Genomic DNA, 14,713 nt, shown 5'->3' with positions numbered 1-14,713 from the left:
GGGAGCTACAACATGATCAAACGCAATCTGCTGGTAATGGGCCTGGCCGTCGTGCTCAGTGCCTGTGGTTTCCAGCTGCGCGGCACCGGCACCACCGAGCTGACCATCAAGGAAATGGACCTGCGCGCGCGCAACGCCTACGGCGAGACCGTGACCGAGCTGCGCGAGACCCTGGACCGCAACGGCGTCAACGTCCACGCCGGCGCGCCCTATCGCCTGGTGCTGACCGACGAGAAGCAGACCCAGCGCGCAGCCACCTACAGCGGCGGCAACCGCTCGGTCGAGTACGAACTCACCACCGTGCTCAGCTACAGCATGCTGGGGCTGAACGACATTCCGCTGCTCAGCGACAAGGTCGAGGTCCGCAAGATCTACGTGCATGACGGTGACAACATCACAGGCTCCGACCAGGAAGCCACCCAGGCCCGGGAAGAAATGCGCCGCGATCTGGTCCAGGCCATGATGGTGCGCCTGCAGATGCTGACCCCGTCCCACCTGGACGAACTGCAACGTGAAGCCGAAGCCCGCGCCAAGGCCGAAGCCGACGCCCTGGAAGCGGCCCGTCGCCAGCAGGACGAAACGCCGCAGCAGTCCCCGATGGAAGTACCGGCCAACTAAGACGAGGCCGAGGGGCACCTCTGGGTGCCCCCATACCCCATGAAGCTCGCCCCCGCCCAACTCAACAAACACCTGCAAGGTGCCCTGGCCCCGGTCTACGTGGTCAGCGGCGATGACCCACTGCTGTGCCAGGAAGCGGCCGACGCCATTCGCACCGCCGCGCGCCAGCAAGGCTTCGACGAACGCCAGGTGTTCAGTGCCGACGCCAACTTCGACTGGGGCACCCTGCTCCAGGCCGGTGCCAGCCTGTCATTGTTCGCCCAACGCCGCCTGCTGGAGCTGCGCCTGCCATCCGGCAAGCCGGGCGACAAAGGCGCCGCCGCGCTCATGGAGTATTGCGCCAACCCCGCCGAGGACACCTTGCTGCTGATCAGCCTGCCCAAGCTCGACGGCAGTGCGCAGAAGACCAAGTGGGGCAAGGCGCTGATTGAAGGCCAACACTGCCAGTTCATCCAGATCTGGCCGGTGGACGCCCAGCAACTGCCGCAGTGGATCAACCAGCGCCTGGCCCAGGCCGGGCTGTCCGCACAGCGCGATGCGGTCGACCTGATCGCTGCGCGGGTCGAGGGCAACCTGCTGGCCGCCGCCCAGGAGATCGAGAAGCTCAAGCTGCTGGCCGAAAGCAACCAGATCACGGTCGAAACCGTCCAGGCGGCCGTCGCCGACAGCGCACGCTTCGATGTCTTCGGCCTGGTCGATGCAATCCTCAATGGTGAGGCCGGCCACGCCCTGCGCATGCTCGAAGGCCTGCGTGGCGAGGGGGTCGAGCCACCGGTGATCCTCTGGGCCCTGGCCCGGGAGCTGCGCCTGCTGGCAGGGCTCGCCCAGCAGTTCAGCCAGGGCGTGCCGCTGGACAAGGCCTTCAGCCAGGCACGACCGCCGGTGTGGGACAAGCGCCGGCCCTTGGTCAGCAAGGCCTTGCAGCGGCTCTCGGCGCAGCGCTGGGCTCAGTTGCTGCAGGATGCGCAGCGCATCGATGCGCAGATCAAGGGTCAAGCCGAAGGCTCGCCCTGGACCAGCCTGGCGCGCCTATCGCTGCTGATGGCGGGCCAGCGCCTGGCGCTTCCTCCTGAATAGAGGGGGCCACTTCGCGGCCCTTTCGCGGCACAAGGCCGCTCCTACAAAGGCGCGCATGCCTGTAGGAGCGGCCTTGTGCCGCGAAAGGGGCGCAAAGCGCCCCAAGGCTTGCGACCATAAACACAATCAATTGGCCCTTCTACCACCCCAGCCTTACAGTGCGCCCCGACATCCACCCAACCGGGGTAATCGCCATGAGCAAGAAGCCGAAAAAGCACGGCCCGAACAAGGCCAAGTCCATCGTCGCCCAACCACTGTTCCGCTGCCGCCAGGAACGACCGAGCAAGGGCAAAGGCAGCTACCGCCGCGAAGCCTTCCAATCGAGAGATTGGGAGGCTTCTTGCTTTTTGGCCGCATGAAGGCAGGAAGGGCCCAGTCATGATATGGTCGGCACCTGAACCGCAATTCTGGATCTGTGCATGCCCTTTCGTCTGTCCCTGCGCTGGCACCCACGCCAGCTGATCGCAGCCTCCAGCTTCATCCTGCTCGTTGCCTGCGCGGAAAAACCCACCGCCGCCGACGCCCTGCCGCTGGCACCTGCCCAGCCCACTGCAAACGTGACACTGCCAGGCACCACGCCCGATACCAGCAGCGAAATCCAGCCCCTGCAGACCTTCGCCCAATGGCAGGCGGGCTTCCGTCAGCAGGCCCTGCAGGCCGGTATCAGCCCCAGCACGTTCGACCGCGCCTTCCTCGGCGTCACGCCCGACATGGATGTGATCAAGGCCGACCGCAGCCAACCTGAATTCGCCCGCCCGGTGTGGGAATACCTCGACGGCGCCCTGTCGCCATTGCGCGTGCGCAACGGCAAGAAGCTACTGGTACAACACGCCGAGCTGCTGTCGCAGATCGAGCAGCGCTATGGTGTGGATCGCCAGGTCCTGGTGTCGGTCTGGGGCATGGAAAGCAATTTCGGCCAGTTCCAGGGCAGCAAGTCGGTGATTCGTTCCCTGGCCACCCTGGCCTATGAAGGCCGTCGCCCGACCTTCGCCCAGGACCAGCTGATCGCCGCCCTGCAGATCCTGCAGAATGGCGACATCCAGCCTGAGGCCATGCGTGGCTCCTGGGCCGGTGCCATGGGCCAGACCCAGTTCATCCCCACCACCTACAACACCCACGCCGTAGACTTCGACGGCGACGGTCGCCGGGACATCTGGAACAGCACTGCCGATGCCCTGGCCTCCACCGCCCACTACCTGCAGAGCTCGGGCTGGCAGAAGGGCCAACCCTGGGGCTTCGAGGTGCAGGTGCCTGCAGGTTTCGACTACTGGTTGGCCGATGGGGCGCAGCGCAAGACCGTCAGCGAATGGCTGCAGCTGGGCGTGACGCTGCCGACCGGTACCCAACTGCCTGCGGGCAGCAACCAGCTCTCGGCCGCCCTGCTGCTGCCTGCGGGCGCCCGCGGCCCGGCGTTCCTGGTGCTGGACAACTTCCGGGCGATCCTGAAGTACAACAATTCGTCGTCCTACGCCCTGGCAGTCAGCCTGCTGGGAGATCGTTTCTCCGGCTGGGGCTTCATTGCCGGCAGCTGGCCCAAGGACGACCTGCCGCTGAGCCGCAGCGAGCGCATAGAGCTGCAAGACCTGCTTAATGCCCGCGGCCACGAGGCAGGCAATGCCGACGGCATCATCGGCGCCAATACCCGCAAGGCCATACGCAATGCCCAGCAAGGGCTCGGATGGCCGGCCGATGGGTACCCGACGCACAAGCTGCTCGATAGCCTGCGCCGGCAGTGATGCCCCGGGGGCCGCTTCGCGGCCCTATCGCGGCACAAGGCCGCTCCTACAGGCCCTGTGGAGCGACCTTGTGCCGCGATAGGGCTGCGAAGCAGCCCCAACCACCTCAAGCCTTGAACAACCCCTGCTCCAGTACCAGTACCTGCTTCTCACTGTCCAACCGCACCCTGGCCCCCAGCGGCAGGCACAGGTTTGGGTCGCAATGCCCACTGCGCCACCCCGCCAATACCGGTACGCCCAACGGCCCGAAGATATCCTCGAGCAGCGGCACCATCGCCGGTACGGTGATCCCGGCAAAATCGCCCACCAACACGCCTCGCACCCCGTCCAGCTTGCCCGCCAGGCGCAATTGGGTCAGCAACCGATCGACCCGGTACAACGGCTCGTTGACGTCTTCGATGAACAGGATGCAGCCCTGGCTGTCGATCTCGGCAGGCGTCCCCAGGGTGGCGCAGAGCAGCGACAGGTTGCCACCCAGCAAGCGCCCGCTCGCCACGCCAGGCTGCACACAGGTCAGCGGATAGGCATCAGGATGGCGTAACACGTCACCTTCGCCCAACTCACCCCTGAGCTGGACGAGCAATGACGGCACGGTCGGCTCCCGCTTATCGCCCAACAGGTCGGCATTGAGCATCGCGCCGTGGAAGGTGATGAGCCCGGCGTGGCGGTTGAGCGCGGTGTGCAAGGCGGTGATGTCGCTGTAGCCGATCAACGGTTTGGGATGGCGGCGGATCAGGTCGAAGTCGAGCCGGTCGAGCAGGCGCATGCTGCCGTAGCCCCCGCGCATGCAGAGGATGGCGTCGATGTCCGGGTCGGCGAACGCTGCGTGCAGGTCATCGAGGCGTTGCTGGTCGCTGCCGGCGAGGTAGCCCTGCGCCTGGCTGACCCCGGGATACAGCCGGCATTGCATGCCCCGGCTGGTGAACCAGCGGTGGGCTTTCTCCGCATCCAGCCGGGCCGGGCCGGCCGGGGCGACGATGGCGAAGCTGGCATTGGCCGGTATAGCGGTTGCCAAGTGCATGTCGAGGGATTCGGGGCAATTCATCGAGCAACTCCTAGCAGGTACGAGGCCGGCACGATCACGCATGCCCAGGGCCCAGTGCAGGGGGAATACCCCCCTGCAAACAAAAATGCCGATGGCGCCTTCCGGCACGCATCGGCATGGGTCACACAGCCAGGCTCAGAGCTTGATCTTGGCTTCGTGGGCTTGCTGGTCGGCGTGGTACGAGGAGCGTACCAGCGGGCCGGAAGCGACGTTCTTGAAGCCCATCTTGTAGCCTTCCTCGGCGAACCAGGCGAAGGTGTCCGGGTGCACGAAACGCTGCACCGGCAGGTGGTTACGCGAAGGCTGCAGGTACTGGCCCAGGGTCAGCATGTCGATGTCATGCTCGCGCATGCGCTGCATCACCTCGATGACCTCCTCGTCCGTTTCGCCAAGGCCCAGCATCAGGCCGGACTTGGTCGGCACATGCGGCACCATCTGCTTGAACTTCTGCAGCAGGTCCAGCGACCAGTCGTAGTCCGAACCGGGGCGCGCGGCCTTGTACAGGCGCGGTACGGTCTCCAGGTTGTGGTTGAACACATCCGGCGGGGTCTGCGCGGTGATTTCCAGCGCGACGTCCATCCGCCCGCGGTAGTCCGGAACCAGGGTTTCCAGCTGCACGCCAGGCGACAGCGCACGAATCTCGCGGATGCAGTCGGCGAAGTGCTGGGCACCGCCGTCGCGCAGGTCGTCGCGGTCCACCGAAGTGATCACCACGTACTTCAGGCGCAGGTCGGCGATCGCGATGGCCAGGTTCTTCGGCTCATCGACGTCCAGCGGCTTGGGCCGGCCATGGCCGACGTCGCAGAACGGGCAGCGACGGGTGCAGATGTCGCCCATGATCATGAAGGTTGCGGTACCGCCGGAGAAGCACTCGCCCAGGTTCGGGCAGGAGGCTTCCTCGCAGACGCTGTGCAGCTTGTGCTTGCGCAGCAATTGCTTGATCCGGTCGACTTCCGGGGAAACCGGGATGCGCACGCGGATCCAGTCGGGTTTCTTCGGCAGCTCTTCGGTGGGGATGATCTTGACCGGGATACGCGCGACCTTGTCGGCGCCGCGCAGCTTGACGCCCGCCTCGACCTTCTTCGGCGCGGGGCGCGCGGTAGTTTCCGGGGTTGGCACGGTTTCTTGCACAGTTGTTGTCATATTCAGTCGATTCCGCCCGTGAGGGTCGTCTGCTCAGCATAGTCGAGGTGCTTGACCAGCTGTCCGCGCAGCCTTGTCCTGACCTCGGAGAGTTCGATCGGGCCTGCCAGGTCTCGCAGCTGGGTCATGGCCAGCCCCGCATACCCACAGGGGTTGATTCGGCGGAATGGCGCAAGGTCCATGTCCACGTTCAGAGCAAGGCCGTGGAAAGAACGACCGTTGCGGATTCGAAGGCCGAGAGAGGCAATCTTCGCCCCCTCGACATAGACACCCGGCGCATCGGGCTTGGCCATGGCCTGGACACCGTAGCTGGCCAGCAGGTCGATCAATGTCTGCTCGATACGGCTGACCAGCTCGCGCACGCCAAAGCCGAGGCGACGAACGTCCAGCAGCAGGTACGCCACCAACTGCCCGGGGCCATGGTAGGTCACCTGGCCGCCCCGGTCGGTCTGCACCACCGGGATATCGCCCGGCACCAGCAGGTGCTCGGCCTTGCCGGCCTGACCCTGGGTGAAGACCGCTGGATGCTCGACCAGCCAGACTTCGTCCTGGCTGTCCGGGCTACGCTGCTCGGTGAAGCGACGCATGGCTTCCAGCACCGGTTCATAGGGCTGCAGGCCGAGATCGCGAAAACCGAGGCAGGACGGCATCAAAGCACCATTTTCACGATGCCGGTCGCGCGCAGGGCGCTGTTGATATCGTGCAGCTGGTTCTCGCTTTCGGCAACGATGTGCAGCTGTACCGTGGTGTACTTGCCTTCCTTGCTCTGGCGCTCGGCCAGGGTGGACAGGTCGACCTTGGCATATTTGCTCAGGATCTCGATCACGGTGTCCTTGAAACCGACCACGGTATCGCCGATTACCTTGATCGGGTAATCGTCGCAGGGGAATTCGATCTTGTGCGACTTGACGTCAGGTTCGCTCATGGCGGAAACGGCCTCGTAAGCCGTGGCAACAACAATGCCCCCGCAGGATACGCGGGGGCATGCAGGTCACGTATCAGTTGAACAACCCGTAGAAGAACAGACGGATGCTATCCCACATACGGCGGAAGAAACCACCTTCCTCGACGCCGTCGAGGGCGATGAGGTCGGCGCTGTGAACCACTTTCTCGTCCAGTTTGACTTCCACTTTGCCGATCACGTCACCTTTGGCGATCGGTGCGGTGAGCTGCGGGTTCATGGTCATCGAAGCCTGGAGGCGCTTCAATTGGCCTTTAGGCATAGTCAGGGTCAGGTCGTTGGCAAGGCCCGCCTTCACCTGGCTGGTGGCGCCCTTCCAGACCGGAGCCTGGGTCAGCTCGGTGCCCTTCTGGTAGAAGGTTTGGGTTTCGAAGAAGCGGAAACCGTAGGTCAGCAGCTTCTGGGTCTCGGCAGCGCGGGACTGCTCGCTGTTGGTGCCGAACACCACGGCGATCAGGCGCTGGCCGTCACGAACGGCCGACGCCACCATGCAGTAGCCGGCTTCGTCGGTGTGGCCGGTCTTCAGGCCATCGACGGTCTTGTCACGCCACAGCAGCAGGTTGCGGTTAGGCTGCTTGATGTTGTTCCAGAAGAATTCCTTCTGCGAATAGATAGCGTAGTGGGCCGGGTCTTCGTCAATGATCGCGCGTGCCAGCACGGCCATGTCGTGGGCCGAGGAGTAGTGCTCCGGATGCGGCAGGCCGGTCGGGTTCATGAAGTGGCTGTTGGACATGCCCAGGTCGGCAGCGGTCTTGTTCATCATGTCGGCGAAGGCGTCTTCGCTGCCGGCAATGTGTTCGGCCAGGGCCACCGAGGCGTCGTTGCCCGACTGGATGATGATGCCGTGCAGCAGGTCGCTGACGCTGACCTGGGAGCCGACCTTGATGAACATGCGCGAACCACCGGTGCGCCAGGCGTTTTCGCTGACGGTGACCGGGTCGTTCTCGCCGATCTGGCCACGGCGGATGTCCAGGGTGGCGATGTAGGCGGTCATCAGCTTGGTCAGGCTGGCCGGCGGCAGGCGCTCGTCACCGTTGTTCTCGACCAGCACGTTGCCGCTGGACGCATCCATGAGTACATAGGACTTGGCAGCCAGCTGCGGTGGCGATGGCATCATCTGCTCCGCCGCGAAGGCAGCGGGCGTGATCATCAGCAGAACGGGCAGGCAAAGTCGTTTGGCAAGGTTGGTGATGTTCATCCGTCTCTCGAAAATCGCTAATGGTCTGATGTTTCGCGGGCCACATCGTGTGCCCGGCGCCAGTCAGGCTAGTTTTTGAGGCCGTCGGCCGGGCCCGCAAAATGCGGCGTTATGTCGCTGCGGGCAAAAGCCGACATTGTACATGGCCAGGGCCGGCAATTCATGACAAAACCGACAGTTTGGCTGTACACCTGTTGCCGGTGCACAACCGGTAGGAGCGGCACAAGGCCGCTCCTACAGAAAAAGTCGTGGATCAGTCGGCCGTGACCAGCTTGGCCTGCCCCAGGTTGGCCAGGCGAATGCTGTCCTGGGCCTGCTGGATCTCGCCCTGGCTGTTGATCGGCCCCAAGCGCACGCGATGCAGGGTCTGCTGGTTACGCACGATGGAGCTGATGAACACCGGCGCACTGACCATGGTGCTGAGCTTGGCGCGCAGCAACTCGGCAGCATCCGGGTTGGCGAAGGCCCCGACCTGCAGGAAGCTGCCGCCGTTGTTGGCCGGTACATTGTTGCCGCCCATCTGCACCGGCACCACCGGCGCCGCATGCTGCTGGGGCGGCGGCGTCCACTGCTCGACCTTGCCGGTATTGGCCGGAATCGCCTGAGTCTGGGCCACTTGGGGCTGCTTGAGCACCATGGGCGCCGGCTGACCACGCTCGGCCCACCACTGCTGCGGGTCGATCCCCTCGACGCGCACGCGGGCGGTGCCGATTTCGGCATAGCCGAGCTTCTTCGCCGCCGCGTAGGACAGGTCGATGATACGGTCGGAGTAGAACGGGCCACGGTCGTTGACCCGCAGGATCACGCTGCGACCATTGGCCAGGTTGGTCACCCGTACGTAGGCCGGCAGCGGCAGGGTCTTGTGTGCCGCGCTCATGCCATAGAGGTCGTAGAGCTCGCCGTTGGCGGTGTTCTGGCCATGGAACTTGGTGCCGTACCACGACGCGGTACCTTCGGCACGGTAGTTGCGCGAGTCCTGCATCGGGTAGTAGGTCTTGCCCAGCACCGTGTAGGGGTTGGCCTTGTAGGCGCCGGTGTGCACGGTCGGCGTGGCATCGGGGATCTTGTTCACATCCACGTCCCACCAGGGGGCGCCGTCCTTGTGAGCCCGATTGATGTCCAGCCCGGGCTGGGTACGCACGACATTGCCGCTTGGTTTGGGCGCCGTGGCGCGATTGGAGGAGCAGCTGGCCAGGGCCAGGCCGACCGCGACACAGCCCAGCAGCTTGAGGGAATGGGTGGAGAAAATTACGCGCATTACTTGACGCCCCGTGCTTGAACCAGCTGTTCCGAAAGCTGATGCACCGCCATGGCGTACATCACGCTGCGGTTGTAACGCGTGATCGCGTAGAAGTTTTTCAGGCCCATCCAGTATTCCGGGCCCTGCTCGCCTTCGAGCCGGAAGGCCGTGACCGGCAGATCATCGCGCAGCGCATCATGACTCGACCAGCCCAGGGCTCGCAACTCTCCGACAGTCTTGACCGGCTCGATACCGGTGGTCAGGCCCTCGTCGGCGCGCTCGCCGACCACCAGCGCGCGGCTGACCACAGGCTCGCCGGCCACCCAGCCGTGGCGCTTGAAATAGCTGGCGACGCTGCCGATGGCATCATCCGGGTTGTTCCAGATATTGATGTGGCCGTCGCCGTCGAAATCCACGGCGTAGCTGCGAAAGCTGCTCGGCATGAACTGCGGCAGGCCCATGGCGCCGGCGTACGACCCCTTGAGGGTGAGTGGATCGAGCTGCTCTTCACGGGCCAGCAGGAGGAATTCACGCAGTTCCTTGCGGAAGAACTCGGCGCGCGGCGGGTAATCGAAACCCAGGGTGGACAAGGCGTCGATCACGCGGAAGTTGCCGGTATTGCGACCGAAGAAGGTCTCCACGCCGATGATCGAGACGATGACCTGCGCCGGCACGCCATACTCCTGCTCGGCGCGGGCCAGGGTCGCCTCGTGCTGGCGCCAGAAGTCCACGCCACGGGCGATGCGGGCATCGGTGATGAACATCGGCCGGTAGTCCTTCCAGGGCTTGACCCGCTCGGCCGGACGCGAAATGGCGTCGAGGATCGACTGCTTGCGCTGCACCTCGCCGAACACGCCCATCAGCTGCTCCTGGGCGAAGCCGTAGTCGCGGGTCATCTCGCCGACGAACTCGGCCACTTGGGGCGAGCGCTCGTAATCGCCGGCATTGGCCTGCTGGACTGCGCCGAACAAGCCCATCGCGCCAATCCAGGGCGCACAACGGGCAGCCCAGCCACGCACTGCTTGCATGAAATTCTTCACCTTATTCAAACCTGTGCAATCCATTTGCGGTGCGTATGGATCGACATCAGAACGCCAAACGCTGACAGCAGCGTCACCAACGAAGTTCCGCCATAGCTGATGAAGGGCAGCGGCACGCCCACCACGGGCAGAAGGCCGCTGACCATACCGATATTGACGAATACATATACAAAGAACGTCATGGTCAGGCTGCCTGCCAGCAGCTTGCCGAACAGGGTCTGGGCCTGGGCTGTGATCACCAGGCCACGCCCGATCAGCAGCAGGTAGATCAGCAGCAGCAGACAAATGCCGACCAGGCCGAATTCCTCGCCGAGCACGGCGATGATGAAGTCGGTATGGCTTTCTGGCAGGAAGTCCAGGTGCGACTGGGTGCCTAGCAGCCAGCCCTTGCCGAACACCCCGCCCGAACCGATCGCCGCCTTGGACTGGATGATGTTCCAGCCAGTGCCCAGCGGGTCGCTCTCCGGGTCCAGGAAGGTCAGCACCCGCTGCTTCTGGTAGTCGTGCATCACGAAGAACCACATGGCCACCGCCACCGGCACGGCGGCGGCGATCACGCTAATGATCCAGCGCCAGCGCAGGCCACCCATGAACAGCACGAACGCGCCCGAGGCCAGGATCAGCAATGCCGTGCCCAGGTCGGGCTGGCGCACGATCAGGATGAACGGCACGCCGATCAGCACCAGGCTGATCGCCACGTGCTTGAGGTCCGGCGGCAAGGTGCGCTTGGACAGGTACCAGGCGATGGTCGCCGGCATGATGATCTTGAGGAATTCCGAGGGTTGGAAGCGGATCACTCCGGGGATGTTGATCCAGCGCGTGGCGCCCATGGCGTTGTGGCCCATGACGTCCACCACCACCAGCAGCAGCACCCCGACCACGTACGCCAGGGGCACCCAGCGCGCCATGAAGCGAGGCTCGAGCTGGGCGATGACGAACATCGACACCAGGCCCAGGCCGAACGAGCTGGCCTGCTTCATCAGCAGGTCCCAGTTCTTGCCGCTGGCCGAATAGAGGACGAACAGGCTGCCGGCCGCCAGGGTCAGCAGGATGACCAGCAGGGGGCCGTCGATGTGGATGCGCTGCAGGAAGCTCGCGCGTCGCCGCATCACGTCCTCGCTGGAGAGCATGCGATCGAAATTGTTCTTCACGGGGCCGATTCCTGGACAACGGTGGCAGGAGCGAATTCGGGTTTGAGGCGGCCGTTCTCGTCGAGCAGCCAGGCGTCCATCACCTGACGGACCACCGGTGCCGCAACGCCGGAGCCGGACTCGCCGTTCTCGACCATCACCGAGACCACGATCTTCGGGTCTTCGGCCGGGGCGAAGGCAACGAACAGGGCATGGTCGCGATGGCGCTCCTGAAGCTTGTTGCGGTCATATTTCTCGCCTTGCTTGATCGCCACCACCTGGGCGGTACCGCTCTTGCCGGCAATGCGGTACTGGGCACCGAGGGCGGCCTTGCGCGCAGTACCGCGGGCGCCGTGCATCACCTGCTCCATGCCGTGGGTGACCTTGGCCCAGTCGGATTTGTCGCGCAGGACGATGTCCGCCATGGGGTTTTCGTCCACGGGTGGCTTGCCTTCGATGGTCTTGGCCAGGTGCGGGCGGTTCCACTTGCCCTTGTTGGCGATCAGCGCGGTGGCCTGGGCCAGCTGCAGGGGGGTGGCCTGCATGTAGCCCTGGCCGATGCCGAGGATCAGGGTCTCGCCGGGGAACCAGGCCTGGCGGCGGGTGGCGCGTTTCCATTCACGCGACGGCATCAGGCCGGACGACTCCTCGAACATGTCGAGGGAGACCTTCTGGCCGATGCCGAACTTGTTCATGTAGGCGGACAACCGATCGATGCCCATCTTGTGGGCAAGGTCATAGAAGTAGGTGTCGTTGGACCGCATGATCGCGGTGTCCAGGTCGACCCAGCCGTCGCCGCTGCGGTTCCAGTTGCGGTACTTGTGGTCATAGTTGGGCAACTGGTAGTAGCCCGGGTCGAATACACGGCTGCTGGCGGTCACCACGCCACTGTCCAGGCCTGCGATGGCCACTGCCGGCTTGATGGTCGAACCCGGCGGGTACAGGCCGCGCAGCACACGGTTGAACAGCGGCCGGTCGATCGAATCGCGCAGCTCGGCGTAGGCCTTGAAGCTGATGCCGGTGACGAACAGGTTGGGGTCGAAGCTCGGCTGGCTGACCATGGCCAGCACCTCGCCGGTACGCGGGTCGAGCGCGACCAGTGCGCCACGGCGTCCGCCCAGGGCCTTCTCGGCCGCCTCCTGCAGCTTGATGTCCAGGCTCAGGACGATGTCCTTGCCCGGGATCGGGTCCGTGCGCTTGAGCACCCGCAACACCCGGCCCCGAGCGTTGGTCTCGACTTCCTCGTAGCCCACCTGGCCATGCAGTTCGGCTTCGTAGAAGCGCTCGATGCCGGTCTTGCCGATATGGTGGGTGCCGCTGTAGTTGACCGGGTCGAGGGTCTTGAGCTCTTTTTCGTTGATCCGCCCGACATACCCCACCGAGTGGGCAAAATGCGCCCCCTGCGGGTAATGGCGCACCAGCTGCGCCGCCACGTCCACGCCAGGCAGGCGGAACTGGTTGACGGCAATGCGGGCGATCTGCTCCTCGCTCAGCTCGAACAGGATCGGCACCGGTTCGAACGGCCGGCGCCCCTGCTTCATGCGTTTTTCGAACAAGGCGCGGTCGTCCGGGGTCAGCCCCAGCACCTCGACGATGGTGTCGAGCACCTGGCGCCACTCGCCGGCGCGTTCGCGGGTCATGGTCAGGCTGAAGCTTGGGCGGTTGTCGGCGACGATCACGCCATTGCGGTCGAAGATCAGCCCACGGGTCGGCGGGATCGGCTGCACATGTACCCGGTTGTTCTCCGACAGCGTGGAGTGATAGTCGTACTGGATGACCTGCAGGTAGTACAGCCGGGCGATCAGCACGCACACCAGCAGCACGACCGCCACTGCGCCGACCACGACGCGGTTGCGCACCAGGCGGGCGTCTTTCTCGTGGTCCTTGAGACGAATCGGCTGCGACATCGGGCGGGCTTACAGGCTCATTTGTGGTAAGGGTGCCCGGACAGCACGGTCCAGGCGCGGTAGATCTGCTCGCCGATCAGTATCCTTACCAACGGGTGCGGCAAGGTCAACGGCGACAGCGACCAGCGCTGTTCACTGCGGGCGCAGACTTCCGGCGCCAGCCCTTCCGGGCCACCTACCATCAGGTTGACCGTCCGCGCATCCAGGCGCCAGCGATCCAGCTCGGTCGCCAGCTGCTCGGTGCTCCAGGGCTTGCCATGGACCTCGAGGGTGACGATGCGTTCACCCGGCTGCACCTTGGCCAGCATGGCTTCGCCCTCCTGGCGGATCAGGCGGGCGACGTCGGCATTCTTGCCACGGGTGTTCAGCGGGATTTCCACCAGCTCGAGCGACAGCTCCGGGGGCAGGCGCTTGGCATATTCATGCCAGCCTTCCTCGACCCAGCGGGGCATGCGCGAGCCGACCGCGATCAGACGCAGGCGCACAGCGTGCCCTCAGCCCCGGTCCTTGAGGTTTTCGGAGTAGCTGTGGGCGTTCTCCGGGCTGTGGTGCTTACCGTCGGCGGAGCGGCTCTGCTCGGCACCCAGCCACAGGCGCTCGAGGTCGTAGAACTGGCGCGCGGCGGCAGTCATCATGTGCACGATGACGTCGTTGAGGTCCAGCAGCACCCAGTCGCTGTCGCCCTTGCCTTCCTCGCCCAGGGGCTGCACGCCCTGCTGCTTGACGATTTCACGGACCTTCTCGGCCATGGCGTTGATCTGCCGGTTGGAGGTACCGGTGGCAATGATCATGTAGTCGGTCAGGCTGTGCTTTTCACGTACATCGATGACCTGGATGTCCTGGGCCTTGACGTCTTCCAGGGCCGATTTGGCCAGGTTGACCAATTCTTCGCCGTTGATTTTCTGCTTGCTCATAAGAAACTCGTTCAATTCATGAATGAGGCGCCTGCGGGCGCCATCAGTGCGACGCACGGTAAAGGTCGTGCGCCTCGATATAGGCCAGTACTGCGTCCGGCACCAAGAACCGTACCGACTTGCCGCTGGCCAGCAGCTGTCGGATCTGCGTGGCGGACACCGCAAGCGGTGTCTGCCAGACGAACGAAATGTGCCCCGCCGGGCCGGACATGGCGGTGGGATCGCTCTCCGAGCGCGCCGCCAGCAGGTTGCGCAGCTCGTCAGTGGGTTCGACATCGGCATCCGGGCGTTGCAGCACCAGGATGTGACAGTGTTGCAGCAGCTCTTCCCAGCGATGCCAGCCGGGCAGGCCGCAGAATGCGTCCCAACCCAGCACCAGGAACAACTGGTCGTCGGCGCCCAGTTCGGCGCGGATCGACTCGAGGGTATCGATGGTGTACGACGGCTTGTCGCGCGCCAGTTCGCGCGCATCCACGCTCAGGCGTTCGACGCCCTCCACGGCGCTGCGCACCATGGCCAGGCGGTCTTCAGCCGCCACCTGCGGTGTGTCGCGGTGCGGCGGCCGGGCGTTGGGCAACAGGCGCAGCTCGTCGAGCCCCATGAACTCGGCCACTTCCAGCGCGCTGCGCAGGTGGCCGATGTGCACGGGGTCGAAGGTGCCGCCTAGAATGCCGACGCGCCGGACTGCCTGGGCCTTGCTCAAC

Annotated in this window: 16 protein-coding genes; 4 read left to right on the top strand and 12 right to left on the bottom strand. The window is 64.7% G+C overall.

The features are described 5' to 3' along the window. Nucleotides 1-12 precede the first annotated feature (12 nt). The 4 genes from lptE (at nt 13) to ACNFCI_RS18455 (ending at nt 3,431) form a co-directional block, all read left to right on the top strand. Nucleotides 13-618, top strand: coding sequence for an LPS assembly lipoprotein LptE (gene lptE, locus ACNFCI_RS18470; RefSeq protein ID WP_084855543.1), 606 nt, complete (start codon nt 13-15; stop codon nt 616-618). A 39-nt stretch (nt 619-657) separates the two neighbouring features. Next, on the top strand, nt 658-1,695 hold the full coding sequence (gene holA, locus ACNFCI_RS18465; RefSeq protein ID WP_084855544.1) for a DNA polymerase III subunit delta: 1,038 nt from the start codon (nt 658-660) through the stop codon (nt 1,693-1,695). A gap of 194 nt (nt 1,696-1,889) precedes the next feature. After that, nucleotides 1,890-2,054, top strand: coding sequence for an alternative ribosome rescue factor ArfA (gene arfA / locus ACNFCI_RS18460; protein WP_084855545.1), 165 nt, complete (start codon nt 1,890-1,892; stop codon nt 2,052-2,054). 60 nt (nt 2,055-2,114) lie between these two features. Further along, nucleotides 2,115-3,431, top strand: a complete 1,317-nt coding sequence (locus tag ACNFCI_RS18455) for a lytic murein transglycosylase (protein WP_084855546.1) — start codon at nt 2,115-2,117, stop codon at nt 3,429-3,431. 106 nt (nt 3,432-3,537) lie between these two features. Here ACNFCI_RS18455 and ACNFCI_RS18450 read toward each other — a convergent pair whose 3' ends face one another. From ACNFCI_RS18450 to nadD, 12 genes are all read right to left on the bottom strand, one after another. Then, nucleotides 3,538-4,476 carry a S66 peptidase family protein gene (locus ACNFCI_RS18450; protein ID WP_084855547.1) on the bottom strand — a complete coding sequence of 313 codons (939 nt, stop codon included), beginning with the start codon at nt 4,474-4,476 and terminating at the stop codon, nt 3,538-3,540. Between the two features lie 135 nt (nt 4,477-4,611). Further along, nucleotides 4,612-5,619, bottom strand: a complete 1,008-nt coding sequence (gene lipA, locus ACNFCI_RS18445; RefSeq protein WP_368830281.1) for a lipoyl synthase — start codon at nt 5,617-5,619, stop codon at nt 4,612-4,614. Between the two features lie 2 nt (nt 5,620-5,621). Next, a complete protein-coding gene (gene lipB / locus ACNFCI_RS18440) occupies nt 5,622-6,269 on the bottom strand; it encodes a lipoyl(octanoyl) transferase LipB (protein WP_324817267.1) in 648 nt (215 codons plus the stop codon). Then, nucleotides 6,269-6,544, bottom strand: a complete 276-nt coding sequence (locus tag ACNFCI_RS18435; protein WP_043211184.1) for a DUF493 domain-containing protein — start codon at nt 6,542-6,544, stop codon at nt 6,269-6,271. Before ACNFCI_RS18435 ends, lipB begins: the two co-directional genes overlap by 1 nt. Nucleotides 6,545-6,617: 73 nt before the next feature. Further along, nucleotides 6,618-7,778, bottom strand: coding sequence for a D-alanyl-D-alanine carboxypeptidase family protein (locus ACNFCI_RS18430; RefSeq protein ID WP_084855550.1), 1,161 nt, complete (start codon nt 7,776-7,778; stop codon nt 6,618-6,620). A gap of 253 nt (nt 7,779-8,031) precedes the next feature. Next, entirely contained in the window at nt 8,032-9,036 is a 1,005-nt protein-coding gene (locus ACNFCI_RS18425; RefSeq protein ID WP_368830280.1) for a septal ring lytic transglycosylase RlpA family protein, read from the bottom strand. Then, complete coding sequence (mltB, locus tag ACNFCI_RS18420; protein ID WP_084855573.1) at nt 9,036-10,046, bottom strand: lytic murein transglycosylase B; 1,011 nt, start codon at nt 10,044-10,046, stop codon at nt 9,036-9,038. The genes ACNFCI_RS18425 and mltB overlap by 1 nt, the downstream gene beginning before the upstream one ends. A gap of 17 nt (nt 10,047-10,063) precedes the next feature. Beyond that, a complete protein-coding gene (gene rodA / locus ACNFCI_RS18415) occupies nt 10,064-11,167 on the bottom strand; it encodes a rod shape-determining protein RodA (RefSeq protein ID WP_172402970.1) in 1,104 nt (367 codons plus the stop codon). A gap of 38 nt (nt 11,168-11,205) precedes the next feature. Beyond that, the gene (mrdA, locus tag ACNFCI_RS18410; protein ID WP_084855553.1) at nt 11,206-13,095 is read right to left on the bottom strand and encodes a penicillin-binding protein 2; all 1,890 of its coding nucleotides are present in this window, start codon (nt 13,093-13,095) and stop codon (nt 11,206-11,208) included. Between the two features lie 17 nt (nt 13,096-13,112). Then, entirely contained in the window at nt 13,113-13,580 is a 468-nt protein-coding gene (gene rlmH, locus ACNFCI_RS18405; RefSeq protein WP_084855554.1) for a 23S rRNA (pseudouridine(1915)-N(3))-methyltransferase RlmH, read from the bottom strand. 9 nt (nt 13,581-13,589) lie between these two features. Continuing rightward, entirely contained in the window at nt 13,590-14,009 is a 420-nt protein-coding gene (gene rsfS, locus ACNFCI_RS18400; protein ID WP_084855555.1) for a ribosome silencing factor, read from the bottom strand. Nucleotides 14,010-14,052: 43 nt separating this feature from the next. Next, nucleotides 14,053-14,712: a nicotinate-nucleotide adenylyltransferase gene (gene nadD, locus ACNFCI_RS18395; protein ID WP_084855556.1), complete on the bottom strand. Its 660-nt coding sequence runs from the start codon at nt 14,710-14,712 to the stop codon at nt 14,053-14,055. Between the last annotated feature and the right edge of the window lies 1 nt (nt 14,713).

The sequence above is a fragment of the Pseudomonas sp. NY15356 genome (genome assembly GCF_048068175.1).
Taxonomy (GTDB): Bacteria; Pseudomonadota; Gammaproteobacteria; order Pseudomonadales; family Pseudomonadaceae; genus Aquipseudomonas; species Aquipseudomonas putida_K.
The sequence above is the reverse complement of the archived record's forward strand: the minus strand, read 5'-3'. Positions and strand labels throughout refer to the sequence as shown.

Coding starts and splice junctions, on each gene's coding strand:
- mltB (WP_084855573.1), bottom strand. CDS start 10,046: ATGCAAGCAGTGCGTGGCTGGGCTGCCCGTTGTGCGCCCTGGATTGGC.
- rodA (WP_172402970.1), bottom strand. CDS start 11,167: ATGCGGCGACGCGCGAGCTTCCTGCAGCGCATCCACATCGACGGCCCC.
- holA (WP_084855544.1), top strand. CDS start 658: ATGAAGCTCGCCCCCGCCCAACTCAACAAACACCTGCAAGGTGCCCTG.
- lipA (WP_368830281.1), bottom strand. CDS start 5,619: ATGACAACAACTGTGCAAGAAACCGTGCCAACCCCGGAAACTACCGCG.
- ACNFCI_RS18425 (WP_368830280.1), bottom strand. CDS start 9,036: ATGCGCGTAATTTTCTCCACCCATTCCCTCAAGCTGCTGGGCTGTGTC.
- lipB (WP_324817267.1), bottom strand. CDS start 6,269: ATGCCGTCCTGCCTCGGTTTTCGCGATCTCGGCCTGCAGCCCTATGAA.
- ACNFCI_RS18435 (WP_043211184.1), bottom strand. CDS start 6,544: ATGAGCGAACCTGACGTCAAGTCGCACAAGATCGAATTCCCCTGCGAC.
- ACNFCI_RS18455 (WP_084855546.1), top strand. CDS start 2,115: ATGCCCTTTCGTCTGTCCCTGCGCTGGCACCCACGCCAGCTGATCGCA.
- arfA (WP_084855545.1), top strand. CDS start 1,890: ATGAGCAAGAAGCCGAAAAAGCACGGCCCGAACAAGGCCAAGTCCATC.
- lptE (WP_084855543.1), top strand. CDS start 13: ATGATCAAACGCAATCTGCTGGTAATGGGCCTGGCCGTCGTGCTCAGT.
- mrdA (WP_084855553.1), bottom strand. CDS start 13,095: ATGTCGCAGCCGATTCGTCTCAAGGACCACGAGAAAGACGCCCGCCTG.
- ACNFCI_RS18430 (WP_084855550.1), bottom strand. CDS start 7,778: ATGAACATCACCAACCTTGCCAAACGACTTTGCCTGCCCGTTCTGCTG.
- rsfS (WP_084855555.1), bottom strand. CDS start 14,009: ATGAGCAAGCAGAAAATCAACGGCGAAGAATTGGTCAACCTGGCCAAA.
- ACNFCI_RS18450 (WP_084855547.1), bottom strand. CDS start 4,476: ATGAATTGCCCCGAATCCCTCGACATGCACTTGGCAACCGCTATACCG.